The following is a 24,285-nucleotide window of genomic DNA, read 5'->3' on the forward strand; positions in this document are numbered from 1 at the left end:
AATTCTGGAGCCCACATCATATCCAATGTGGGAGGGGGCAAGCCCCCTCCCTCAGGTTTTATCTCATCATGCAGTTAGTCGGTGGTGATCCGCGAATGCTTGCGGGTGTCTTTCATGGTCACATAGACCAGCAACGACACCGCAATACACGCGGTCACGTACCAGTAGTAGCCGGTCTCCATGCCGATGCTCTTGAACCACAAGGCGATGTATTCAGCGGTACCGCCGAAGATCGACACGGTCAGGGCATACGGCAGGCCCACGCCGAGGGCGCGGATTTCGGTCGGGAACAGCTCGGCCTTGACCACCGCATTGATCGAGGTATAGCCGCTGACGATGATCAGCGCGGCCATGATCAGGAAGAACGCGCCCCACCAGGTCTGGATGGTGTGCAGGGTGGTGAGGATAGGCACGGTGAACAGGGTGCCGAGGACGCCGAAGGCGATCAGGATCGGGCGCCGGCCAATCTTGTCCGACAGCCCGCCCACCAGGGGTTGCAGGCACATGAACAGGAACAGCGTCGCCGCCGAGATGGTGGTGGAGTCGGAGATGCTCATGCCGACGGTGTTCACCAGGTATTTCTGCATGTAGGTGGTGTAGGTGTAGAACGCCAGGGTGCCGCCCATGGTCAGGCCGACCACGGTGAGCAGTTCCTTGGGGTGGCGCATCAAGGTGCGCATGGCGCTTTCCTTGGCTTTTTCCTTCTTGGTGAACGACTCGGTTTCTTCCATGCCGCGACGCAGATACAGCGCCACCACTGCACACAGGGCGCCGATGGCGAACGGAATGCGCCAGCCCCACGCATACAGCTGTTCGGTGGTCAGGGTTTGCTGCAGTACGATCAGCACGCCCAGCGCGATGAGCTGGCCGGAGATCAGGGTGACGTACTGGAAGCTGGAGTAGAAACCGCGACGTTCCTTGGTCGCCATCTCGCTGAGGTACGTGGCGGAGGTGCCGTATTCTCCACCGACCGACAGCCCCTGCAGCAAGCGGGCGAATACCAGCAGAATGGGCGCACCGATACCGATGAGTTCATAGCTTGGGCTCAGGGCGATCAACAGTGAGCCGAAGCACATCAGGTAGACCGAAGCCATCAGGGCTTTTTTACGCCCGACTTTGTCGGCGTAGAGGCCCATCAGCCAGCCGCCGATAGGGCGCATCAGAAAACCCACGGCGAAGATCGCGGCGGTGTTGAGCAATTGGGCGGTGGTGTCGCCTTTGGGAAAGAAGGTCTTGGCGAAGTACAGCGAGAAGGCGGCATAGACGTACCAGTCATACCACTCGACCATGTTGCCGACGGAGCCGCTGAAGATCGATTTGATCCGGCTGGAGGTCGTGCGTTCTTTCGCCGGCGCAGCGGCCGACCCCAGAGGCAAGGTATTGGAGTTATCCATTGAAGGATCCTTCATTTAGTTGTTTTTATGAAGCGTGCCTGAGCACTGCCTGGCTTGGGCTATAGCAGAAGCTGTGCCAGGTGGATGAAGGCCCGGGATAGAAGGGTTGCGCGGTTTTTTTGAGCGGAAAGCCGCTGATGGTTTTGGGGTGATGAGCGGAAATCCGCTTATGGCTGCGGGCGCCATCGGGGGCAAGCCCCCTCCCACACTTGAATGTGTTCACAAGTCAAAATGTGGGAGGGGGCTTGCCCCCGATGGCGATCGGAAGGCCGCTAGAGAAACATCTCCCTCACCAACCCATGCCGCTGCATCTTTTCATTGAAGGTGCGGCGCGGCAGTTGCAGCTCCGCCAGCACCGCCTTGATATCGCCTTTATGCCGGGCCAGCGCAGCTTTCAGGCAATGCGCCTCGAAGGCTTCCTGTTGCGCCGCCAACGATTGCCCGGCCTCGACGCCTTCAGGTTCCGGCTCTCCAAGCCCCAGCACCTGGCGCTCGGCAACGTTCGCCAGTTCACGTACGTTGCCCGGCCAGTCATGGCTGAGCAGGCGTCCCAACTGCGGCCCGCTCAAGGGCTCGACCTGGCGGCCCAAACGCTCGGCAGCGTTTTGCGCAAAATGTTCATACAGCAACGGGATGTCTTCGCGGCGCTCGCGCAACGCTGGCAGGCGCAGTTGCGCGACGTTCAGGCGATACGCCAGGTCTTCGCGAAAACGCCCGGCACGGGCCTCTTCCAGCAGGTCCGGCTTGGTGGCGGCAATGATGCGCAAATCCACCTGGATGCTTTGATTGGAGCCCAATCGCTCCAGCTTCTGCTCCTGCAGCACCCGCAACAATTTCACCTGTTGGGCCAGGGGCATGCTTTCGATTTCATCGAGGAACAGCGTGCCGCCGTGGGCATATTCCAGCTTGCCGATACGCTTGCCCTGGGCGCCGGTGAACGCGCCGCTTTCATGGCCGAACAACTCGGCCTCGAACAACTGCTCGGGAATGGCCGCGCAATTGAGCGCGACAAACGGCTTCTTCGCCCGTGGTCCGAAATCATGCAGGCAGCGGGCGACCAATTCCTTGCCGCTGCCGGTCTCGCCACGGATCAGCACATTGACCGGCAGCGTGGCCAGGTCCAGCACCTGGCGGCGCAGGTTCTGCAAGCTGCGCGACACCCCCAGCAGGCTGGATTCGAGCTGGGCGCGGTGGTCGGCCTGCTGATGCAGGCGGCGGTTTTCCAGGACCAGGCCGCGTTTGTCGAGCGCTCGACGCAGGCTATTGAGCAGGGTATCCGGGCTGAAGGGTTTTTCCAGGAAGTCGTAGGCGCCGTCGCGCATGGCGTCGACGGCCATGGGGACATCGCCATGGCCGGTGAGCAGGATGACCGGCAGGTCGGCATCGCGCCGCTGTACTTCAGCCAGTAACTCCAGGCCGCTGAGGCCGGGCATGCGCACATCGCTCAGGATCACGCCGGGGAAGTCCCTGGGCAACTGCGCCAGGCATTCTTCGGCACGGCTGAACAACTGCACCTCGAAACCCGACAGGCTCAACCATTGTTCGACGGCCGTACGAATGCTGGCTTCGTCATCGACCACAATCACCGCATTCAACATAGATCGGGCGTCTCCAGCGCGACAGGCAAGGTCAAGGTAAACACTGCGCCGTCGCCCCGGTTGCCGGCGATCAGGCGTCCGCCCAGTTCGTGCACGATAGCGTAGGACACCGCCAACCCCAAACCGAGCCCGTCGCCCACTGGTTTGGTGGTGAAGAAGGGGTCGAATACGTTGTTCAAGTGTTCTTCGGCAATCCCGCCACCGCTGTCGCTGACGCTTAACTGCCAGAGCTGCTGGTCGGCGTGCAAACGAATCTCCAGGCGTTTGCGCGGTTTGTCGGCCATGGCATCCAGGGCGTTGCGCAGCAGGTTGATCAACACCTGTTCGAGGCGAATCGCGTCGCCGCGCACCCAGGCAGGGCGGGTCAGGTCCAGCGCTACGCCGATATGTTCATCGCGCAGGCGCGCGTCGAGCAGGTGCAGGGACTGGTCGACCACGGTGGCCAGGTCCAGGCGTTCGCGCAGGCCGCTGGGGCTTTTGCGGGCGAAGGTCTTGAGGTGGCCCGTCAGCGCCGCCATGCGCGTGAGCATGTCGTCCAGCGGTGTGAGTGCCTTGTAGGCATCGTCCACGCGGCCGTGGTCGAGCAACAGCCGCAGCGTCGCCAATTGCATGCGTTGCGCGGTCAGCGGTTGGTTGATTTCGTGGGCAAGAGCAGCGGACATCTGCCCCAGCGCCGCCAGTTTGGCCGACTGCACCAGGCCATCCTGGGCGGTGCGCAGGGCCTGGGTGCGTTCCTCGACCAATTGTTCGAGCTCTTCGCGGCTGCGTTGACGCAGGCGCGCCAGGCGCCAACGCTGGCTCAGGAACAGCACAAGAAACACCAGGGCCAGCCACGAACCGGCGGCGGCAAGGCCGGCATTGCGCTGGTCTTCCAGCGGGAACTGGGGTTTGCGCAGCAGGTGCAGGGTCCAGCCTTCGGCCTTGAGCGGCAGCGACTCCCAGATGTAGTTGGCACTGCCGTCGGGGCCGTTGACGCGCATCAAGTGGCTGTTGTCGTCGAAGCGTTGCAGGGTGCGGGTCTCCAGCGGCTGCAGTTGTTTCTTGTCGTATTGACGGGTGGCCTTGAGTTCAGCCAGGTCGCTCTCTGACAACGGCCGCAGGTTGCGATAGCGCCAGCCCGGCTGGTTGGCGATAAACACAATGCCGCGCGCATCGCTGACCAGCAGCAAGTCATTGCCCTGGGCCCATTCGCGTTCCAGTTCGGGAAACTCCAGCTTGACCACCATGGCGCCAAGGAACTGCTCGTGCTCATCGACCACCGCGCTGGAAAGGAAGTAGCCCGGGATGCCGGTGGTTACCCCTACGGCATAAAAGCGCCCGGTGCCCTGGCTCAGGGTCTGGCTGAAATACGGGCGGAAGGCATAGTTGTGTCCCACGTAACTGCTGGGCAGCTTCCAGTTGCTGGCGGCCACGGCCAGGCCGGTGCGGTCCATCAATTCCAGGGTGGACGACTGCGCGGCGCTGTTGATGCGCTCCAGTTTGCGGTTGAGCAGGTCCTGGGTGCCGGCATCCAGCGGGCCCTTCAAGGCGTTGATCATCTCCGAGTCCAGGGCCAGCACGGCGGGCAGGGCGCGGTAGCGTTCGATCAGGGTGTGCAGCGAGTTGGCATACAGCGCGAGCTGCTGGTTGGCGCGAGCGGCATCGTCCACCAGGGCCTGGCGTTCGGCATGGCGCGTGGCCAGGGCGGCAGCCAGCACGGCACCGGCGATGATCAGCAGGGAATAGAACGTCAGGCGCAGGGGGCGAGGGATCGCGATCATACGATGATGAACAGGCCGGTAAGGGGCGAGCACCATACCATGAGCCATTGGGTAGTGCAGTGAGGGGGGGGGCTTGTGTGGGAGGGAGCAAGCCCCCTCCCACATTTGACTGCACTCATCATGAAAAAAGGCGACTGGGCCGTGGGGCCGCAGTCGCCTTTATCCTTGGAGGGAGGTGCTTACTGCACTTCCACCGCCAGGCTCTCACTGATCTTCTTCTGCCAGATGGCAGGACCGGTGATGTGTACCGACTCGCCGTTGCTGTCCACCGCAACGGTGACCGGCATGTCCTTCACGTCGAACTCGTAGATCGCTTCCATGCCCAGTTCGGCGAAAGCGACGACGCGCGATTTTTTGATGGCTTGGGCCACCAGGTAAGCGGCGCCGCCTACGGCCATCAGGTAGACGGCCTTGTGGTCCTTGATCGCTTCGATAGCGGTCGGGCCGCGCTCGGATTTGCCGATCATGCCCAACAGGCCGGTTTGTTCGAGGATCTGACGGGTGAACTTGTCCATCCGCGTCGCGGTGGTCGGGCCTGCCGGGCCAACCACTTCTTCGCGCACCGGATCAACCGGGCCGACGTAGTAGATGAAGCGACCCTTGAGGTCCACCGGCAGGGTCTCACCCTTGTTCAGCATCTCGACCATGCGCTTGTGCGCGGCGTCGCGACCGGTGAGCATCTTGCCGTTGAGCAACACGGTTTCGCCCGGCTTCCAGCTCTGCACTTCTTCCGGGGTCAGGGTGTCGAGGTTGACGCGTCGGGCCGATGGGCCGGCTTCCCAGACGATTTCCGGGTAGGCGTCCAGCGGTGGCGCTTCCAGCGATGCTGGGCCCGAACCGTCGAGCACGAAATGCGCATGGCGGGTGGCGGCGCAGTTGGGGATCATGCACACCGGCAGGGAAGCGGCGTGAGTCGGGTAGTCCATGATTTTCACGTCGAGCACGGTGGTCAGGCCACCCAGGCCCTGAGCGCCGATGCCCAGTTGGTTGACCTTCTCGAACAGCTCCAGGCGCATCTCTTCGATACGGTTCTGCGGGCCGCGCTTCTTCAGTTCATGGATGTCGATGGATTCCATCAACACTTCCTTGGCCATCACCGCAGCTTTCTCGGCCGTGCCGCCGATGCCGATGCCGAGCATGCCCGGTGGGCACCAGCCGGCGCCCATGGTCGGAACGGTCTTGAGCACCCAGTCGACGATCGAGTCGGACGGGTTGAGCATGGCCATTTTCGACTTGTTTTCGGAACCACCGCCCTTGGCGGCCACGTCCACTTCCACGGTGTTACCCGGGACGATGGAGTAGTGGATCACCGCCGGGGTGTTGTCCTTGGTGTTTTTGCGCGCGCCTGCCGGGTCGGCGAGGATGGATGCGCGCAGGACGTTTTCCGGCAGGTTGTAGGCGCGACGCACGCCTTCGTTGATCATGTCGTCCAGGCCCATGGTGGCGCCATCCCAACGTACGTCCATGCCCACGCGCACGAACACGGTGACGATGCCGGTGTCCTGGCAGATCGGGCGATGGCCGGTGGCGCACATGCGCGAATTGATCAGGATCTGGGCGATGGAGTCACGGGCCGCCGGCGATTCTTCGCGCAGGTAGGCCTCGTGCATCGCCTGGATGAAATCAACCGGGTGGTAGTAGGAAATGAATTGCAGGGCGTCGGCAACGCTCTGAATCAGGTCGTCTTGCTTGATCACGGTCATGAGTCGCGCTCCTCTATAAGGGAACATTCAATAAGGTGGCTTCAGTGTTGCATCGGTCGGCTGAAGCCACCTTCCACAGGCACGCCATTGGTGCAGGCGCGACGCTAAAAAGGCGCGGCAGTATAACCCGTGGCGGTGGCCGATACACCCGACTATGGTCAAACTGTCGCAGGCATGATTCCCTGTGCGCGTCCCTTCTGTTAGAGCCTTTATATGCCTGAACTGCACGTCGGCGAACGCCACTGGTCGGTCGCCACCGGCAGCAACCTGCTGGATGCCCTGAACCAGGCAGGTGTGGCCGTGCCCTACAGCTGCCGCGCCGGCAGTTGCCATGCCTGCCTGGTACGTTGCCAGGGCGAGGTTCAGGACCGCCAACCTGACGCGTTGAGCCCGCAGCAACGCCAGCACGGTTGGCGCCTGGCGTGCCAGTGCCAGGTGGTTGGCGATCTGCAGGTCGAAGCCTTTGATCCTGTGCGCGATGGTGTGGCGGCGAAGGTGGTGGGTGCCGATTGGCTGACGGCGTCGGTGCTGCGTCTGCGCCTGCAACCGCAGCGCGGCCTGCGGTACAGCGCGGGGCAGCACCTGGTGTTATGGGCGGGGCAGGTGGCGCGGCCGTATTCCCTGGCGAGTTTGCCGCAGGAGGACCCGTACCTGGAGTTTCATCTGGATTGCCGTTTACCCGGCGAATTCAGCGATGCGGCGCGGCAGTTGAACCTGGGGGATTGTCTGCGCCTGGGCGAGTTGCGCGGCGGGGCGCTGCATTACGATCCGGACTGGCAGGCGCGACCGCTGTGGCTGCTCGCCTCCGGTACCGGGCTGGGGCCGTTGTGGGGGGTGTTGCGTGAGGCGTTGCGGCAGGATCACCAAGGTGCCATTCGCGTGGTTCATCTGGCGCATGATGCTGATGGGCATTATCTGGCCGGGCCCCTGATGGCGCTGGCCGCGCAGCATCAGAACCTTACAGTGGAGTTGTGGACCGCACATGAGTTGGCCCAGGCATTGGGGCAACTGCGGCTCATATCGCGGCAAACCCAGGCTTTACTGTGCGGGCACCCTGGCAGTGTCGAGGTGTTTGCCAAGCGTTTGTTTTTGGCGGGGTTGCCGCGTAGTCAGTTGCTGGCTGATGTGTTTGTGCCTCGTGGTTGAGGGGGGACGCGATTGACTGTGGGAGGGGGCGTGCTCCCGATGGCGACCTCTGGGCCGACCAGGATTTTGTGTCGATCCTGGCCCAAATGTGGGAGGGGGCTTGCTCCCGATGGCGGCCTCTGGGCCGACCAGGATTTTGTGTCGATCCTGGCCCAAATGTGGGAGGGGGCTTGCCCCCGATGGCGACCTCTGGGCCGACCAGGATGTTGGATTGGGCCGAGTACATATCCGTTTCTGCGGTAACGGCTGCTAATGGTTCCGCTTTTACAGCGGCTCACTTTTGAAAAGCGCAAAAGTAAGCAAAACGCTCTTGCCCCACCACTCGGCACCTCGCTTAGGCTCGGTGTGCCCGTAATCCGCCATGGATTTGGGGGGCCGCCGCCACGCGCCATCCATGGCGCGGGGCGGCTAAACCGGCATCCCTGCCGGTTTACCCCCCAAATCCATGGCGAATTCCGGCCAGCGTGGTTTAACGGGGCGCCTAAGATCAAAAGCCAGATCAAGAGCAAGAGCGACTCGCTTCGCATCGTGGTTACGGTTGAGCGCTACAGAGTTGTGTAGATACCTTTGCCCCGATGAGGCCTGACGGTGCAACACCTCAACCGGCATTTGAAATGAAAAAGCCCCGCCATTCTCATGGCGGGGCTTCTGTTTTTTCAGCGTGTCACTCAGTACTGCGGGTCGCCCACGTGCAGGATCTTCATGCCATTGGTGCCACCGGTGGTGTGGTAGCTGTCGCCCTTGGTCAGGATGACCCAGTCGCCTTTCTCTACGACGCCGCGTTTGACCAGTTCGTCGATGGCTTTCTGGCTGACTTCGTTGGGTGCCAGCGAGGCCGGATCGAAGGGGATGGTGTACACGCCGCGGAACATCGCCGCGCGGGCCTGGGCTTCGCGGTGAGGGGTGAACGCGTAGATCGGCACCGAGGAACGGATGCGCGACATGATCAACGGCGTATAGCCACTTTCGGTCAGGGCGATGATTGCCTTGACGCCCGGGAAGTGGTTGGCGGTGTACATGGCCGCCAGGGCGATGCTCTGGTCGCAGCTTTCGAAAACCTTGCCGATGCGGTGGCTGGAGGTCTTGCTGGTGGGGTGCTTTTCAGCGCCGACGCAGATGCGCGCCATGGCCTGGACGGCCTCCAACGGGTACGGGCCGGCGGCGCTTTCAGCCGAGAGCATCACGGCGTCGGTGTAGTCGAGCACGGCGTTGGCCACGTCGGACACTTCGGCGCGGGTCGGCATCGGGTTCTGGATCATCGACTCCATCATCTGGGTCGCAACGATCACCGCTTTGTTGTGGCGGCGCGCGTGCAGGATGATTTTCTTCTGGATACCGATCAGCTCGGCGTCGCCGATTTCCACGCCCAGGTCGCCACGGGCAACCATCACGGCGTCCGACGCCTTGATCAGGCCGTCGAGGGTTTCGTCATCGGCCACGGCTTCGGCGCGTTCGATCTTCGCCACCAGCCAGGCGGTGCCACCGGCTTCGTCGCGCAGTTTACGGGCGTATTCCATGTCGGCGGCGTCGCGCGGGAAGGACACGGCGAGGTAGTCCACTTCCATCTCGGCGGCGAGCTTGATGTCGGCCTTGTCTTTTTCAGTCAGGGCCGGCGCGGTCAGGCCACCGCCGCGACGGTTGATGCCTTTGTGGTCGGACAGCGGGCCGCCGATGATCACGGTGCAATGCAGTTCGGTCGGGGTCGCGGTGTCGACGCGCATGACCACGCGGCCGTCGTCCAGCAGCAATTCGTCGCCGACGCCGCAGTCCTTGACCAGGTCCGGGTAGTCGATGCCGACGATGTCCTGGGTGCCTTCAGTCAGCGGATGGCTGGTAGAGAAGGTGAATTTGTCACCGATCTTCAGCTCGATCCGCTTGTTGGCGAATTTGGCGATACGGATCTTCGGGCCTTGCAGGTCACCCAGCAGCGCCACGAAACGACCGTGTTTGGCGGCCAGGTCACGCACCAGCTTGGCGCGAGCCTTGTGCTCGTCCGGGGTGCCGTGGGAGAAGTTCAGACGGGCAACGTCCAAACCAGCCAGAATCAGCTGTTCGAGGACTTCCGGCGAGTTGCTGGCCGGGCCAAGGGTGGCGACGATTTTGGTACGACGGACGGACATGCACAGACTCCTGAGTTCAAGCGCTGGGGAAGGCTACTATGCTCTTTCGTTGTAGTCATTGTTCGTTTGCACTACTTATTGACGAACGGCTTGTTTTTGCTGAGGTTGAAAAGACGAACAGTCTTGAAGATTTTCGGCGCGGGGTCGATACACTGCACAAGACAGGAGAACCCCCATGCGAATTTTGCTCGTTGCTGCCCTGGCCGTCAGTGTTGTCGGCTGCACCCGCTGGTCAATGGACCACCATTTGAACAACGCTTACCGTGCCTATGGGGTGGGCGATTGCGCGCGGGTCACGCTGGAGTTGTCCCAGGTCGACCGCGAGAGCCGCACCCGTCGTTATGTGCAACCCGAGGTTTCGATGCTGCGCGGGCAGTGCCTGGAGCGGCAGAAGCTGTTCGTCGATGCCGCGCAAACCTATCAATTCATCATCAGCCAATACCCGTCCAGCGAGTACGCTTATCGCGCCCGTGCCCGGCTCGATACCTTGCGCCAGTTGGGGCATGACTCCGGCGCAAGTGTGGCGCAACCACGGCCGACCTCGCTGTAGTGCTATTTGTCGCTTGAGAACTGGCCTGGTGCCAGTCTTGGGCTATTCTTTGAATATCAGTTTGTACAACTTTCTATTCAAAACAGTGCAACGCCCGGATTCGGCAGCGGTCGCGTGACAACGCGCGCTTTTCACACCGATATCAGGGAGAGCGAGCGATGGGCTCGTTTCGAATCACTGGCTTTATGGGATGGCAACCTCACCATGTTTATCGAACGACGGATCGAACGGCATCAGCTGCCTTATTTCTTGCAGGTGTTCAATCGGCTTACGGACAAGCCAATCGGTTTTCTGGGCGACGTTTCCGAAGACGGGCTGATGCTGATCAGCCAGTTACCGATGATGATCGGTGCAGACTTCGAGCTGCGCTTGAAAATTCCCGGGCTGCACGGCGAATTCCAGGCTGTTGATCTTACCGCGACTTGTCTGTGGAGCCGGGAAGACGTCAACCCGCAACATTACGATTCGGGGTTCCGCGTGCTTCAGGCATGCGAAGAATACGCACAGCTGATCAGCGCCTTGTTGCATTACTTCAGTTTCGATCCGCTGCAGGCATCCGCCTGAACGGCGGGTGCAGTCGGCTACGGCGGCCGTGTCCACCGTGGCCGTGCGCGTGCGTTCAGAACACGCCGGCTTTTTTCCAGCGCAGGTAACGCGTCACCAGCGCGGCGCCCAATGTTGACGGCAAGCTATCCAGCACGGTCAGCCCATGGGCACCCAGGCGGTCATGCAACTGGTTACGCATGTTGAGGTAGTCAATTGCGCCGCTGTAGGCCAATGCTTCGGGCAGGGTTTGTACCGGGGCCTGGCGCAGTTGATCGAGCACTTCCTCTCGCAAACTCGCGATCAGCACCCGATGGTGCCGACCAATGCGCTTGATCGCACTCACCAGTGCTTCATCGTCTTCATCACGCAGGTTGGTGACCACGATCACTAATGCGCGCCGTGTTTGCCGAGCCAGCAATTGGCTGGCGGCGGCCTCGTAGTCGGCTGTCTTGCGTGTGCTGTGCAAGTCATAGACGGCATTGAGCAAGACGTTCAACTGACCGCTGCCCTTGACCGGCGCCAGGTAACGCGGCTGGTCGCTGGCAAAGGTACACAGCCCGACTGCATCGCCTTGGCGCAAGGCGACGTAACTCAGTAACAGACAGGCATCCAGAGCGTGGTCGAAGTGGGACAACTCGTCGTCCTGGCTGCGCATGCGCCGGCCGCAATCGAGCATGAACACAATCTGTTGGTCACGTTCATCCTCATATTCCCGGGCAATCGGCGTGCGTTGTCGTGCCGTGGCTTTCCAGTCGATCTGACGCAGGCTGTCACCGTCGCGAAACTCGCGTAATTGATGAAACTCCAGGCCCGGTCCACGCCGCTGATGCTGGCGCACACCCAGTTGGCTCAGCCAGTTATCCACCCCCTGCAACTGCGCACCGGATAAGCGTGCGAAGTCCGGGTACACGCGAGTGGCGTCCGTGACGTCGAGCCAGCGCCGCGCCGACCACAACCCCAGGGGGCTGGGCAGATGGATTTCGCAGCGGCTGAAGCTGAAATGTCCACGTCGCACGGGGCGCACACGATAGCCCAGTTCACCACGCTCGCCCGGACGCAGCAAAATGGATTGCGGCAGGTTATCCACAACCAGCCCGTCGGGCACGTGATCGAACACCTGCACGGTCAGCGGCTGTGGATAGTCGTGTTCCAGTGACAGGCGCACTTCTCCCCAGCGCCCCAATGCCAGGCTGCCGGGCAGTGTCCTGCGCACACGTACCGAAGGGCGGCGGCGTAACCGTATGGCGTCGAGCATCGCCAGCACCAGCAGGGCCAGTAGCAGGCCCCAGGCGATTGCGTGCAAGGTCTCGGGCACCTTGACCTGCAAGGCCATCGACGCGCCCAGCAGGATACTGAGGGCCAACAGGACACCCAGCCAGGTCAGGAACAGACGGGTCGGTTTCATGCCGGCGTTACTGCCTGGGGGCCGCAATCTGGTCGAGCAACTGCTTGATCACCTGGTCCACCTCCAGGCCATCGATGTCCAGTTCGGGCGCAAGCCGTACGCGGTGACGCAGCACCGCCAGGGCGCATCCCTTGACGTCATCCGGGGTCACGAAGTCGCCGCCGCGCAACAGCGCACGGGCACGGGCGCCGCGAATCAGGGCGATAGAGGCCCGTGGGCCTGCGCCGATGGTCAAGCCCGGCCAACTGCGCGTGGCCCGCGCCAGGCGCACGGCATAGTCGAGCACCTGTTCATCCAGAGGCATGCCGCTGGCGATCTGCTGCATCTGTACCACGTCTTCGGCCTGCAACACGGTACGCAACGGTTGCACATCGAGCATGTCGGCCCTGGATGAGCGCGTCACTTCGCGCACCATGTCCACTTCCTGCTGCGCGTCGGGATAGTCCATGCGCACCTTGAGCATGAAGCGGTCCAACTCGGCTTCGGGTAACGGGTAGGTGCCTTCCTGCTCGATCGGGTTCTGGGTGGCAAGCACCATGAACGGCGCGCCGATGGGCAATGCCTCGCCCTCCAGGGTGACCTGGCGCTCCTGCATGGCTTCGAGCAGTGCCGCCTGGGTCTTGGCCGGAGCGCGGTTGATTTCGTCGGCCAGTAACAAGTGGGTGAACAACGGCCCCTTGCGCAGCTTGAACTGTTCGGTCTGCAGGTCGTACACCGCGTGGCCGGTGACATCGCTGGGCATCAGGTCCGGCGTGAACTGGATGCGCGCGAAATCGCCGCCGAAACAACGGGCCAGCGCACGCACCAGCAACGTTTTGCCAAGACCGGGTACACCCTCCAGCAGCACATGGCCACCTGCAATCAACGCGGTGAGCACGTCATCGATCACCGCGTCCTGGCCAATCACTGCCTTGCGTAATTCAATGCGCAGGGCCTGGGCCTGTTGCGTGGCGTTTTGGACAGTCTGTTCTGCGGTCAGGGTTGTAGCCGTTGGAGAGTCGCTCATAGGGCATTCCTGAGGGTTTGCAGGCACGCCACCTGTTGGCTGAAATCGGCGCTGGAGAGCCGTTTCAGCGCAGGTGCGCCGAGTGCCTGGCGGATGATAGGGGAGGGTTGTTGCGTCAGGTGTTCCAGCACCTGACATTGTTCTGCCATGTCGAGGTGTTCAAAGCCGGGGTGACGGCGCCGGGCGGCGCGCAATAAATCCTGCTGCAAGGCTTGCAGCAAGGCGCCCTGGCCGCTGCGGCGTAGCAGGAAGTCGGCGCTGGCGCGCAAATGCTCCTGTAGCTGTCGACGCGCCTTGGGCGCGGGTGCCTGGATCGGGCCCTGGCGCATGCCGGCGTGCCAGAGTGCCAGGGCAAGCAGTGCGACCAGCGCGACGAGGGCCTGGGGGAAGTAACGGACCAGCAGGGTCAGCAGGTTGTCCGCGCCGCCGTTGAACAGCAGGGTGACGTCGGTGCCCTGGTTCAGGTACCACAGCAGCCAGGCATTGTCGTGTTTGCCGATGCTCGGGGTTTTCCACAGGTCGCTGTCGGTGAGCACCGTGACGCGGCCTGACCCGAGGTCAAGTTGCATCAGATGGCTGGACTTGGCGCTGTTGGCTGAAAACTGCGCCAGGTGCCTGGGGTCGGTAAGGTTGAAGTCGGTGTCAAAACTGAAATACGCCGGCGCGGTTTCATTGTCGACATACAGTTTAGTGAGGTCCGGCGCGATCTTTTTGCGCGGCGCCGCCGGCTCGTCGAAGTCATCGCTAAGGGTTTGGTGAAGATTGAGACGATCGAGCAGCAGGTCGCCGCTTTTACCGGTCTCTTCATCCCATAACGCCTCGGCCACCAGTAACAGGTGCCCCCCGGCTTTTGCCCACGCCAGCAGTTGTTCGACCTGGCCTGGGGTCATGTTGCCACGCTCCCCCAGCAACAGCAGGCTATGGCCTGGGGCGGGCAGATCGGCAAGCCGCTCGAGCCCGTTGGCATGTGTTACCGCCAGGCCTTGCCGGCGCAGGAAGTCCTCCGCCGCGAGGTAGGGGTTGGCCAGTGCGTCCGGCGATGGGCCACGATCCACAACCTCCTCATAGGGAATTGCCTTGTGCCAGGCATACAGGCCGCCCGCTCCCAACAGGCAGGCCAGCAGCGCGGCAATCCACAGTAATGGCCGTTTCATTGGCTGGTCCTGCTACTGAAGAGTGCGCGCCAATCGCTGCACAGCTTTTGCTGGGCGGTGGCGGGAGGCAGTCGATGGCCATAGGCAAGGTTTTGCCAGTGAGCGGTCAATTCGCGGCTGAATGCCAGCAACTGCGGTTGCTGCAACTGATGAACACGCTCCAGTACCTGGCCCTCGGTATCGGCACTTTTGAGTGGCAGGTCGAACTCATGCAGCAGCCGGCTGAGCAGGCCGCGATACAGCAGGCCGAGGGCCTCCCGTGGGCGGGTGGGCCATAGCTGTTCGGCGGCGCTGGCGATATCGTCGGGCAATGTCTCGACCCCCAGTTCCAGGCCGAACAATTGGGCAGGCGCAGGTCTTGCGGTGATGGGCTGAGGTCGCCGCCTGCGGCTGACAAATGTGCGCAGCCATTCACGGTAGCGCCACACCACCAGGGCCTGCCCGCCAATCACCACGCTCCATAGCAGTATCTCCAGGCCTTGGGCCACGTGCCTGAAGGTGTTGCTGTTGAGGTTGTCGAGCAATTGCTGGAGCCAGGCAGGTAATTTACCGTCCCCAGGGGCTTTGCGGGGCGTGGCGGGTTTTTCCTCGCCAAAACGATAACGGGTGACGGTTTGCGGATTCTTGAACGGCGGTTTTTCCAACAGCGCCTTGATCGATTGGCTGGCCGCCTGGGTGCCGAGGGGCTTGGGATCAGCTGTCTGATCGGCCAGCGCCGATGGGCTCAGTTGCACCAGCGTGAGCCCGACGACCAGCAGCAACAGCGGCGCGACACCGCTCAGGCGTTGGCGCAACCGGCGAAACACCAGTTCCAGGTCCCAGGCTTCCAGGACGGTGCGACGGTTGAGGTACAGGCTGAAACCGCAGGCGACGTAGATGGGTTCCCAGAACACCAGGACCAGCGCATAGAACGCGTTGCTCAGGTGTTCCAGCCAGAGCCCCTGCGGGCCTGTCGCCAGTACCAGCCGCTGCCAGTCCCACTGCAGTTCAACCTGCTCGGGGATAAATAGATAGAACAGCGCCATGCACCCGAACCATAGGCCGATCTCCAGATGCACCCCGATGATCGTCAGCCAGCGCGCGGCGCCTGCATTACGCTGTTGCAGTATGCCCAGGCGCTGTTGACGCACTGGCCCATCCAGGCCTTCGAGCTGGCTCACCGGCAGCATGAAGCTGCGGCTCAGGCTCAGCCGGCGCCAGGTCAGGCTGGCGAACAGTTGCCCCCTTAGCAGGCGTGGCCACTGGCGAACGGCCTGTTTCAGGCTCGGGGTTTCACCAAACAGGGCCTTGGAAAGAATGTACAACGGCAATCGTTCGAAGGCGGGCTTGAGCCACCAGAACAGGAATAGGGCGTAAGACGGGTACTGCCACAGCAGCGAGGTGAGCAGCAGGAACACAGGCAGGCTGACCAGGGCCCAACTGCCCATCAGCACTGCACGATGTTCACGGGCCATCAGTACGCCGAGGTCCATGGCTTCCCAGGAGGTACGCGGGCGGATGACCACGCTGGCGTCAGTCAGGCGCATGGCGAGTCCGGCCGGCGAAGATCAGGTAGGCGGCCACCAGCAGCCATAGTGCGCTGCCCACCAGGTATTTGATCCAGGGCGCAATGCTTGTGGTGGATGACCAGTAGGCTTCGATGAACGCTGCGATCAGCAGGAACACCATGACTGCGCAGAGCATCTGCACGCTTTTGCGGGCCGCCAGGCGCAGGGATTCGCTACGTGCCAACGGCCCTGGCGCGATCAGTGACCAGCCCAGTTGCAGGCCCGCCGCACCGGCCAGTGCGATGGCGCTGAGTTCGAAGGCACCATGGCCGATCACGAATGACCAGAAGGTCTGGCCGTAGCCGATTTCACTCAGGTACCCGGACACCGCCCCGATGGTCAGGCCGTTGAAGACCAGGAAGAACACGCTGCCCAGGCCGAACAGCAAACCGGCGGCAAAGGTCTGGAAGGCGATGCCGATGTTGTGCATCACGTAGTAGCCAAACATCATCCAGTCTTCGCTGGAGGCGCGTTCGGCCGCGCGGCCCAGGCGACTGGCGGCGGGGTCGTACATGCTTTGCATCTCGGCCACCTGTTGCGGGCTGACGATGCTGTAGATCAGGTCGGGAAACAGGTAGACCAACAGGGCTATGCCCAGCAGGCTGCCAAAGAACAGCAGGCTGGCGATCAGCACGAAGCGCCATTGTTCGCGTACCAGGCGCGGGAAATCGGCGAGGATGAAGGCCACCACGTTCGCCGTCGTTTGGCTGCGATGGCGATACAGTTGCTGGTGGCCGCGCAGCGCCAGTTGTTGCAGGCGGTCCACCAGGTAACTGCTGTAGCCGCGCTCCTGGGCCAGGGCCAGGTGTTGGCACAGACGTCGATAGTGATAAGGAAAGTCGGTCACCTCGCAGGCTTTGCCTCGCTCCAACTGGTTCAGTTGTTCGGCGAAAGTCTGCCATTGCTGCTGGTGCCGGCTTTCAAAAAGGCTCTGCTTCATGTCGGCCCCAACAAACCACGGGCCACACCGTTAAGTTGCTCCACGGCGCGGGCCGGGGACACCTGCAAGGGCGCGGCGAGGATTGCAGCCAGTTCATGCACCCGCTCGGCAGACAGGTCGGCCTGGCGTTCGGCGAAACCGAGGATTGCGCGCTGTTCGCTCAACGCCAGCGCGAAGGGCAGGCGCAGGGCGGCTGCCTGAGGTAGTGGCGGGCGGGCCAGCGACTGCTCGCGGTAGACCACCAGCGTACCCGCCGCCAGGTCGCCGAGCCGCTTGAAGTGCGGATGTTGCAGGCAACTGATGGCGCCGAAGAAGTAGCCGAAGGGCAGCATGTCGACAAACCGCAGCAGGTTGCGGATCAGTGATGCCGACCAACCGATGGCGGTGCCGTCATCCTGTACTACCCGCAGGCCCATTACTTGCTTGCCGGGCGAGCAGCCCTGGTTGAGCACTTCGAACAGCACCATGTACCACCAACTGACCAGGAACAGCAGCAGCGCGCCCAGGCCGAGGCCGAGGTTGCCAAGCAGCGCGAGGGGCACCAGCAGGATGCCCATGATCACGCCACGCGCGAGCAGATCGAAGGCGTAGGCCAATGCCCTTGGCGCAAGGCCGGCAGGGCGCAAGGGCAGGTCGATACCCTCGGGGGTCTCGATCTGGTAGCAGGTATCCAGAGGAGCTGTTGGCATTGCGATCCTTGGCAGTGCGAAGCGACTGAGAGACACGGATGCTAGCAGTGTCGAGGCGGGAAGCAACCCTTCAAGATTTTGCTGGATATTTGTCCAGTAAGGTATCGCTGGCCCCTGGCCCCTTGCAGCGCCTAGACTTTGCCGGTCTTCAGCACAGGAACAGCCCGTGACCTCCATTTTCTGGTACGACTATGAAACCACCGGAATCAACCCGCGCAGCGATCGCCCGCTGCAGGTAGCCGGCATTCGTACCGACCTCGAGCTCAACGAGGTCGGCCCGCCGATCAATCTGTATTGCCGGCCCAGCGACGATATCCTGCCCCATCCGGCAGCGTGTGCGATCACCGGTATCACGCCGCAGGTCCTGGCGCACAAAGGCCTTGCCGAAGCTGACTTCATGACCCGTGTGCACGCCGAACTCGCGGCCCCCGGCACCTGCGGCGCGGGTTATAACACCCTGCGCTTTGACGATGAAATGACGCGCTACAGTCTCTATCGCAACTTTTTCGACCCTTACGCACGCGAGTGGCAGGGCGGTAACAGCCGCTGGGACTTGATCGATGTGATGCGTACCGCCTATGCCCTGCGCCCGGAGGGGATTGTATGGCCCGAGCAGGACGGGCGCGTGACGCTCAAGCTCGAACGCCTGACGCAAGCCAACGGCATCGACCACGGCCAGGCCCACGATGCGTTGTCTGACGTGCGCGCGACCATCGCCCTGGCGCGATTGGTGCGGGACAAACAACCCAAGCTGTATGAGTGGCTGTTCCAGTTGCGGAGCAAGCAACGGGTGATGGACCAGGTGCGCCTGTTGCAGCCGCTGGTGCATATTTCCGGACGCTTCAGCGCCGAGCGGCATTATCTGGGGGTGGTCTTGCCGCTGGCCTGGCATCCGCGCAATCGCAATGCATTGATTGTGTGTGACTTGGGACTCGATCCCCAGGCCCTGCTCGAACTGGATGCCCAAACGTTGCGCGAGCGCCTCTATACGCGGCGCGATGAGCTGGCGCAGGGTGAGCTGCCGGTGCCTCTGAAGTTGCTGCACATCAACCGCTGTCCGGTCGTCGCGCCCTTGAAAGTGCTGCGCGCGCAAGATCGCGAGCGGCTGCAATTGGATATGGAGGTTTACCAGGCACGGGCGCTGCGACTAACTGACGCACAGGAAGTTTGGCGTGACAAGTTGGCGAGCGTTTACGCCGAGGAGGAATACGCGCCGAATGCCGATCCGGAGCAGCAGCTCTATGAGGGTTTTATCGGCGACCGTGACCGGCGCTTATGTGAACAAGTTCGCATGGCAGAGCCGGTACAACTGGGACGCCAGCAATGGCCGTTCGATGATCATCGATTGCCTGAATTATTATTCCGCTATCGCGCGCGTAACTTTCCTGAAACCTTGAACAATGAGGAGCAAGAGCGCTGGAGACTTTTCTGTCAGCAACGGTTGTCAGACCCGGTATGGGGCGCACCCAATACCCTGGCGGCATTTAAGCTGGCCCATCAGGAATTGAAAAACAGTGCGACAGCGTTTCAGTGCCAGGTACTGGATGAATGGCAAGACTATGCTGACTCTTTAGCGGCCCGCCTGAATCTGTAGCCGAGCAACTGCAAAACATTCAGACAATAAAAAACGCCAGCGAGCTGGCGTTTTCAATGTGTCGCGTATCGGGTGCAGATCCGACCAGGCTTAGCCCAGCAGGGTAGCCCAACCTTCTACCACGTCACCGCCCCACTTGGCTTTCCACTCTTTCAGCGTCTTGTGATTGCCGCCTTTGGTTTCAATCACTTCACCGTTGTGCGGGTTTTTGTACTGCTTGACCTTGCGAGCACGTTTGGTGCCGGTAGTTTTCACAGCGCCACGCGGTGCTTTAACTTTCGATTCCGGATCCAGCAGCGCGATGATGTCACGCAGGGATTTGGAGTATTCGCCCATCAGGGTGCGCAGTTTGCCTTCGAATTCCAGCTCGGTTTTCAGCTTGTCGTCTTGCGACAGGTTCTTCAAACGGGCTTGCAGCTCTTTGATAGCTTCTTCGGTGGCGCGGTATTCGTTGATCAGAGACATGTGGACTACCTTATGTAGAACGCTGATTGACAGGGTGAGTGGCCTAATAATAGTCAGGCAATTTCATCAAGTAAACATTTAAGCAGCTATTTACCTGAATTAGATTGAAGTTTTTCGCCCCGGTGTGAAGTCGAGTTAATTATCGGGCGCGCGGCTAAAAACAAACAGCTTAATTCTGCTAATTGCCGAGCTTGCTGTGTAAGGCCATATAATGCTGGTAAGACCTTACGCTGTTAAGGGGTGTTGCCAGCGCCAGGGATCAGAATAAGGCACAAGGAGTACTGCAGTTTTTCTGCGCAATCGCTAGAATGGCGGCCTTTGCGAAGTTCTGGAGTTTCCCCCTAATGCGCACTTTTCGGCTGGTGATTGCTTGCCCGGACCGGGTTGGCATCGTTGCCAAGGTCAGTAACTTTCTAGCTTCTCATAACGGTTGGATCACCGAGGCGAGCCATCACTCGGATGATCTCAGCGGTTGGTTTTTCATGCGTCACGAAATTCGTGCCGATACCTTGCCTTTTGGTCTGCAAGCCTTCCGTGAGGCGTTTGCGCCGATCGCCGAAGAGTTTTCGATGACCTGGCACATCACCGACACGGAGCAGAAGAAACGCGTCGTGCTGATGGCCAGCCGTGAATCCCACTGCCTGGCGGACCTGCTGCACCGCTGGCACAGCGATGAGCTCGATTGCGAGATCGCATGTGTGATCTCCAACCATGACGACCTGCGCAGCATGGTCGAATGGCATGGCATCCCGTATTACCACGTGCCGGTCAACCCGCAGGACAAGGAGCCGGCGTTCGCCGAAGTGTCGCGCCTGGTCAAGCAGCACGATGCCGACGTGGTGGTGCTGGCGCGCTACATGCAGATCCTGCCGCCGGAACTGTGCCGCGAATACGCGGGCAAGGTGATCAACATTCACCACAGCTTCCTGCCGTCGTTCGTGGGTGCCAAGCCTTATCACCAGGCGTCCCTGCGCGGCGTGAAGCTGATCGGCGCGACCTGTCACTATGTCACCGAAGAGCTGGACGCCGGTCCGATCATCGAGCAGGACGTGGTGCGCGTCAGCCACAGCGACAGCATCGAAGACATGGTGCGTTTCGGTCGTGACGTCGAAAAGATGGTGCTGGCCCGTGGCTTGCGTTATCACCTGGAAGATCGTGTGTTGGTGCACGGCAACAAAACCGTGGTGTTCTGACCGACGCGCCTGGTTGAACAAGCAAGGGTCCGGGAGTAAAACTCTCCGGACCCTTTTTATTTTCAGGAGGCGACCATGACCGACCCACTCGACAAGGCGACTTCCAGGCCACCCGCTACCCTGTGCGAGGGCTGTCTGAGTCGTTACGACCCGGATGCGCTGGGTGCTGAGGATGGTACTGACTTTCCCGGCGCCGCCCAGTTGTGGGAGCAGTTGCAGGGGGATGAGAAACCGTGTGCTTTTCCCGAAAAAGACGCTTGAGCAGCGGCTTGCCCACCATCAACAGAAACACGGGCGCACCGGCCAGCAGATAGAAGTAATAAGTCACTGCCCGCCAGATCAGAATGGCCGCCGCCGCTGTGGCATTGCCTACCATCGGCGCGAGCAGTGCCGCCGACGTCAACTCCGCCGCCCCGGCCCCGCCTGGCAGCAGGCTCAATTGCCCTGCAGTCAATGACAGCATCTGGATCAGGAAGCTTAAGGCCCACTGCACCTGCCCACCCAGGCCGCGCAGCGCCAGGTACAACACGCTGTAGCGTAATAACCAATGCAGGCTGGTCAGCGCGAACACCCCGAGCAGGGTGCTCCAGGGCAAATTCAGCGTTTGGGTGAAGGCCGCAAGGAAGTGCAGCAACCGGCGGGCCCACCGCCGGCGGGTGCCGACGCGCACCTTCATGGCTTTGAGTACACGTCCGGCCAGGCGAATCAGGCGGCGATGAAAGCGCACCACCACCACGCAGCCGACGACGCCACCGACCATCGACACGGCACTGAGCCCCAAAAGCTCTTCCAGGCGTGGGCTGAGGCTATGAAACAGCGCATACAGCACGATGCCCAGCAGTGCGCAGAAAAAGAACAGCAAGTCACTCAACTGGTCCATGGCGAACACCGCGCTGCCATGGGCGGGCCGTATGCCGTTGCGTGCCAGCAGGCCCATCAGCGTGAGGGGCCCGCCGCTGCCGCCAGGGGTGGCGCACATGGCGAATTCGGTCGATATCACCACGCCCAGGCTTTTGCGCCATCCCAGCCGACTGCGCTGCTGGCCAAGCAACAACCGTATGCGCAGGCTGTTGATCAGCCAGCAGCCGATGATCATGGCAAACATTCCCAGTAAAAGGGGCAGGGGAAACTGGCGCAGGCGCGCAACGGTTTCGCCGCCGCCCAGCCACACCGGGATCACCAGCGCGACCAGCAGCGCCAGGCCCAGCCAGATCAGCTGGCGCATGGCAGCGTCGACAGCCACGCGGACTTGGTCTGTGGCGTGCGTCCATCGTCAAGCAGGCGCTCCAGGGTCTGCAGCCAATACTGACGGGAAAATTCGTGACGCATATCGACGGGGTGCAACCCTAATCGGATCACCGGTGCGCTCTGCCAGCGCTGCTCGCGTCGATCGCTCAAGACCTTGGACAAGCCTCGGCGCCATGCACTGCGCGCGCTCCACACCAGGCCGGGGGCGTGGATGGCCGTGAAGTCGGGCAGGCGATACAGGTGCTGCGGGTCGCTGGTGTAGCTCAGCGGTAACTGGCGCAATGCCAACCGGGTGCCCTGGCTCATCAGCCAGGCAGGTGCGACAAACCCTTGCAGGGGCCAGTCATTGCGCTGGAATACCTCGATGCCGCCGGTCAGGCGCTGCAAGGCTTCGGCTTGCGATAACTGGTAGAACTCGCCCTCATGGGTATAGATGCGCCGCATGAACCATTCCCGGGGTGTACGCGGCCGGGGTTGGTCGTCGCAGTGGTAATACCCGTGCAAGGTGAGTTCATCGCCCTTGGCTACCCGGTTGTCGAGCAGGCGCCGGAAGTCGGCATGGGTGGCCAGGGCGTTGTGATGATGAAAGTCCGGAACCACCAGCCAGGTGACAGGAATATTACCGATGGCATCGACGGCTTCGACAAAGGGCCGGTAATCGGCCCAGGTGCTCGGCGCCACGTCGTGCAGCACCAGCATGACTGAACGTTCAACCATGGGCGAGCATCGGCTTTTGTGTGCCGAGCACGGCGTGGTAATGCCCCAGCAGGCTGTCCACCACCGCATCCCACGCGTAATGCTGTTCGACATGGCGCCGCGCCTGTTCCCCGAGACGGCGACTGTCGGCGCCAAACAGTTCGCGTACCGCATTGGCCATCGCATTGGGGTTGTTGGGCGCGCAGAGCAGGCCGCAGCGCTCGTCGACAATCTCGGTAAAGGCTCCCGCCGCCACGGCGACCACCGGAATGCCGCAGGCCATGGCTTCCAGAATGACCAGGCCGAAGGTTTCCTGGTCCCCGCCATGCAATAACGCATCGGCGCTGGCCATCAAGCGGGCCACGTGATCGGCCGGGCGGAAGCCATCGACTACGGTGACATTGTCCGGCACATTGGCCGGCATGCCGGAACCCACCAGCAATAAGTGATAACCCTCGCCCAGGCGCTTCATGCAGTTGAGCAGCACCGGCAGGTTTTTTTCCTTGGAGCCACGCCCGGCGAAAATCAGCAGCCGGGTGTCTTCAGCGATCCCCAGTTCGGCGCGCAGGCCGGGGTCGCGTACCTGTGGCGTGAAGGTTTGCAGGTCGACGCCCAAGGGTTGCACGAAGACGTTTTTTACCCCAAGCCCAATGAGTTTGTCGGCCATTACCTGGCTGGGCGCCAGTACCCGGTCAAAATTCCCATAGAGTTTGCTGACATAAGCTTCGACGTTGGGGGTAAACCAGGCGCCCATGCGGTTACGCACCAGCAGGGGGAGGTCGGAGTGGTAAAAACCGATGACGGGCACATCCAACTGGCGCCGGGCGTCCAGGGCGGCCCAGGCGGTCAGGTAGGGATCGCCGACTTCGATCAGATCAGGCTGCAAATCGTGCAGGACATTTCGCCATGGGGCGAGGCGCAGGGGGAAGCGGTAGCCTTTGCCGAAGGGCAGCGGCGGCGCCGGCACCTGGAAAATGCCATCGCGCTCGCTCAAGTGGGCGCCCGGCACCAACAGGCTGTGGCGAATGCCGGGCTTGAGCGCCAGGCGCCGGTGCTTGGCGTCCAGATAAGTGCGTACGCCACCGCTGGCCGGGGCGTAGAACATGGTTATGTCAGCGATATGCACGATGAACATCCCTCCGATCCATTGCTCTCCTTAACGTGGACCTGAGGTAAGGATAGATGTTCGATCGGGATTGGGGTCGTGCTGCGTGTTCGAGCTTGAAATGATGGGGGAGGGGGCTTGCCCTGATACCAGTCAGTTAAGCGAACACCGCCCTCTGTAGGAGCGAGGGGGGCGCCTAGCTCTTGCTCGCGAAAAACGCCAACGATAACGCGTGCTTCCTGAATGAGCGCGGCGCCTGTGAGTTTTTCGCGAGCAAGCTCGCTCCTACATAAAGCAGCCGCACCCACCCGTAACCACGATGCGAAGCGAGCCGCTCTTGATCTTGATCTTAGGCGCCCCGTTAAACCACGCTGGCCGAACGCAGGCTTGAATCCGTGGGTAACCCGGCAGGACGCCGGGTTAGCC

At 61.8% G+C, this 24,285-nt stretch carries 20 protein-coding genes; 5 read left to right on the plus strand and 15 right to left on the minus strand.

The genetic code is table 11. From position 1 onward, the window contains the following. Nucleotides 1-74 precede the first annotated feature (74 nt). The 4 genes from BFP89_RS22130 to BFP89_RS22145 all read right to left on the minus strand — a co-directional run bounded on the left by BFP89_RS22130 (nucleotide 75) and on the right by BFP89_RS22145 (nucleotide 6,455). Nucleotides 75-1,394 carry an MFS transporter gene (locus tag BFP89_RS22130; RefSeq protein ID WP_057723872.1) on the minus strand — a complete coding sequence of 440 codons (1,320 nt, stop codon included), beginning with the start codon at nucleotides 1,392-1,394 and terminating at the stop codon, nucleotides 75-77. A gap of 272 nt (nucleotides 1,395-1,666) precedes the next feature. After that, the gene (locus BFP89_RS22135; protein WP_065887572.1) at nucleotides 1,667-2,992 is read right to left on the minus strand and encodes a sigma-54-dependent transcriptional regulator; all 1,326 of its coding nucleotides are present in this window, start codon (nucleotides 2,990-2,992) and stop codon (nucleotides 1,667-1,669) included. Continuing rightward, nucleotides 2,986-4,752, minus strand: coding sequence for an ATP-binding protein (locus tag BFP89_RS22140; RefSeq protein WP_065887573.1), 1,767 nt, complete (start codon nucleotides 4,750-4,752; stop codon nucleotides 2,986-2,988). Before BFP89_RS22140 ends, BFP89_RS22135 begins: the two co-directional genes overlap by 7 nt. Before the next feature lie 179 nt (nucleotides 4,753-4,931). Further along, entirely contained in the window at nucleotides 4,932-6,455 is a 1,524-nt protein-coding gene (locus BFP89_RS22145; RefSeq protein WP_065887574.1) for a fumarate hydratase, read from the minus strand. Between the two features lie 213 nt (nucleotides 6,456-6,668). Here BFP89_RS22145 and BFP89_RS22150 point away from each other — a divergent pair, with 213 nt between their 5' ends. After that, the gene (locus tag BFP89_RS22150) at nucleotides 6,669-7,601 is read left to right on the plus strand and encodes an iron-sulfur-binding ferredoxin reductase (protein WP_065887575.1); all 933 of its coding nucleotides are present in this window, start codon (nucleotides 6,669-6,671) and stop codon (nucleotides 7,599-7,601) included. A gap of 668 nt (nucleotides 7,602-8,269) precedes the next feature. Here the strand turns inward: BFP89_RS22150 and pyk are convergent. After that, nucleotides 8,270-9,721: a pyruvate kinase gene (gene pyk / locus BFP89_RS22155; RefSeq protein WP_065887576.1), complete on the minus strand. Its 1,452-nt coding sequence runs from the start codon at nucleotides 9,719-9,721 to the stop codon at nucleotides 8,270-8,272. 175 nt (nucleotides 9,722-9,896) lie between these two features. On the opposite strand from pyk, the gene BFP89_RS22160 reads away from it, so the two are divergent. Further along, entirely contained in the window at nucleotides 9,897-10,271 is a 375-nt protein-coding gene (locus BFP89_RS22160; RefSeq protein ID WP_065887577.1) for a tetratricopeptide repeat protein, read from the plus strand. Nucleotides 10,272-10,475: 204 nt separating this feature from the next. Beyond that, nucleotides 10,476-10,835 (plus strand): PilZ domain-containing protein, encoded by a 360-nt coding sequence (locus BFP89_RS22165; RefSeq protein ID WP_065887578.1) that lies wholly within the window; start codon nucleotides 10,476-10,478, stop codon nucleotides 10,833-10,835. 55 nt (nucleotides 10,836-10,890) lie between these two features. Here BFP89_RS22165 and BFP89_RS22170 read toward each other — a convergent pair whose 3' ends face one another. From BFP89_RS22170 to BFP89_RS22195, 6 genes are read right to left on the minus strand one after another with little or no spacing between them, the layout of a single operon-like run. Beyond that, nucleotides 10,891-12,222, minus strand: a complete 1,332-nt coding sequence (locus BFP89_RS22170; protein ID WP_065887579.1) for a DUF58 domain-containing protein — start codon at nucleotides 12,220-12,222, stop codon at nucleotides 10,891-10,893. A gap of 7 nt (nucleotides 12,223-12,229) precedes the next feature. After that, nucleotides 12,230-13,228 carry an AAA family ATPase gene (locus BFP89_RS22175; RefSeq protein ID WP_065887580.1) on the minus strand — a complete coding sequence of 333 codons (999 nt, stop codon included), beginning with the start codon at nucleotides 13,226-13,228 and terminating at the stop codon, nucleotides 12,230-12,232. After that, entirely contained in the window at nucleotides 13,225-14,382 is a 1,158-nt protein-coding gene (locus tag BFP89_RS22180; protein ID WP_065887581.1) for a DUF4350 domain-containing protein, read from the minus strand. Before BFP89_RS22180 ends, BFP89_RS22175 begins: the two co-directional genes overlap by 4 nt. Further along, nucleotides 14,379-15,908 carry a DUF4129 domain-containing protein gene (locus BFP89_RS22185; RefSeq protein ID WP_065887582.1) on the minus strand — a complete coding sequence of 510 codons (1,530 nt, stop codon included), beginning with the start codon at nucleotides 15,906-15,908 and terminating at the stop codon, nucleotides 14,379-14,381. The genes BFP89_RS22180 and BFP89_RS22185 overlap by 4 nt, the downstream gene beginning before the upstream one ends. Next, nucleotides 15,895-16,869 (minus strand): stage II sporulation protein M, encoded by a 975-nt coding sequence (locus BFP89_RS22190; protein ID WP_065887583.1) that lies wholly within the window; start codon nucleotides 16,867-16,869, stop codon nucleotides 15,895-15,897. The genes BFP89_RS22185 and BFP89_RS22190 overlap by 14 nt, the downstream gene beginning before the upstream one ends. After that, nucleotides 16,866-17,558, minus strand: coding sequence for an RDD family protein (locus BFP89_RS22195; RefSeq protein ID WP_065887584.1), 693 nt, complete (start codon nucleotides 17,556-17,558; stop codon nucleotides 16,866-16,868). The genes BFP89_RS22190 and BFP89_RS22195 overlap by 4 nt, the downstream gene beginning before the upstream one ends. A 166-nt stretch (nucleotides 17,559-17,724) precedes the next feature. Here BFP89_RS22195 and sbcB point away from each other — a divergent pair, with 166 nt between their 5' ends. Then, entirely contained in the window at nucleotides 17,725-19,152 is a 1,428-nt protein-coding gene (sbcB, locus tag BFP89_RS22200) for an exodeoxyribonuclease I (RefSeq protein ID WP_065887585.1), read from the plus strand. A 90-nt stretch (nucleotides 19,153-19,242) separates the two neighbouring features. On the opposite strand, the gene mvaT is transcribed toward sbcB, so the two are convergent. Then, nucleotides 19,243-19,617 carry a histone-like nucleoid-structuring protein MvaT gene (gene mvaT, locus BFP89_RS22205; RefSeq protein WP_003175830.1) on the minus strand — a complete coding sequence of 125 codons (375 nt, stop codon included), beginning with the start codon at nucleotides 19,615-19,617 and terminating at the stop codon, nucleotides 19,243-19,245. 344 nt (nucleotides 19,618-19,961) lie between these two features. On the opposite strand from mvaT, the gene purU reads away from it, so the two are divergent. Next, nucleotides 19,962-20,810 carry a formyltetrahydrofolate deformylase gene (purU, locus tag BFP89_RS22210; RefSeq protein ID WP_043050024.1) on the plus strand — a complete coding sequence of 283 codons (849 nt, stop codon included), beginning with the start codon at nucleotides 19,962-19,964 and terminating at the stop codon, nucleotides 20,808-20,810. 115 nt (nucleotides 20,811-20,925) lie between these two features. On the opposite strand, the gene BFP89_RS22215 is transcribed toward purU, so the two are convergent. Genes BFP89_RS22215 through BFP89_RS22225 form a run of 3 tightly spaced genes read right to left on the minus strand, consistent with a single transcriptional unit; the run spans nucleotide 20,926 to nucleotide 23,889 of the window. Continuing rightward, the gene (locus BFP89_RS22215) at nucleotides 20,926-22,035 is read right to left on the minus strand and encodes a lysylphosphatidylglycerol synthase transmembrane domain-containing protein (protein WP_065887586.1); all 1,110 of its coding nucleotides are present in this window, start codon (nucleotides 22,033-22,035) and stop codon (nucleotides 20,926-20,928) included. After that, on the minus strand, nucleotides 22,023-22,775 hold the full coding sequence (locus BFP89_RS22220; RefSeq protein ID WP_065887587.1) for a DUF2334 domain-containing protein: 753 nt from the start codon (nucleotides 22,773-22,775) through the stop codon (nucleotides 22,023-22,025). The genes BFP89_RS22215 and BFP89_RS22220 overlap by 13 nt, the downstream gene beginning before the upstream one ends. Then, on the minus strand, nucleotides 22,768-23,889 hold the full coding sequence (locus BFP89_RS22225) for a glycosyltransferase family 4 protein (protein WP_065887588.1): 1,122 nt from the start codon (nucleotides 23,887-23,889) through the stop codon (nucleotides 22,768-22,770). The genes BFP89_RS22220 and BFP89_RS22225 overlap by 8 nt, the downstream gene beginning before the upstream one ends. Nucleotides 23,890-24,285 lie beyond the last annotated feature (396 nt).

The sequence above is a fragment of the Pseudomonas sp. 31 R 17 genome (genome assembly GCF_900004915.1).
GTDB classification, from domain to species: domain Bacteria; phylum Pseudomonadota; class Gammaproteobacteria; order Pseudomonadales; family Pseudomonadaceae; genus Aquipseudomonas; species Aquipseudomonas orientalis_A.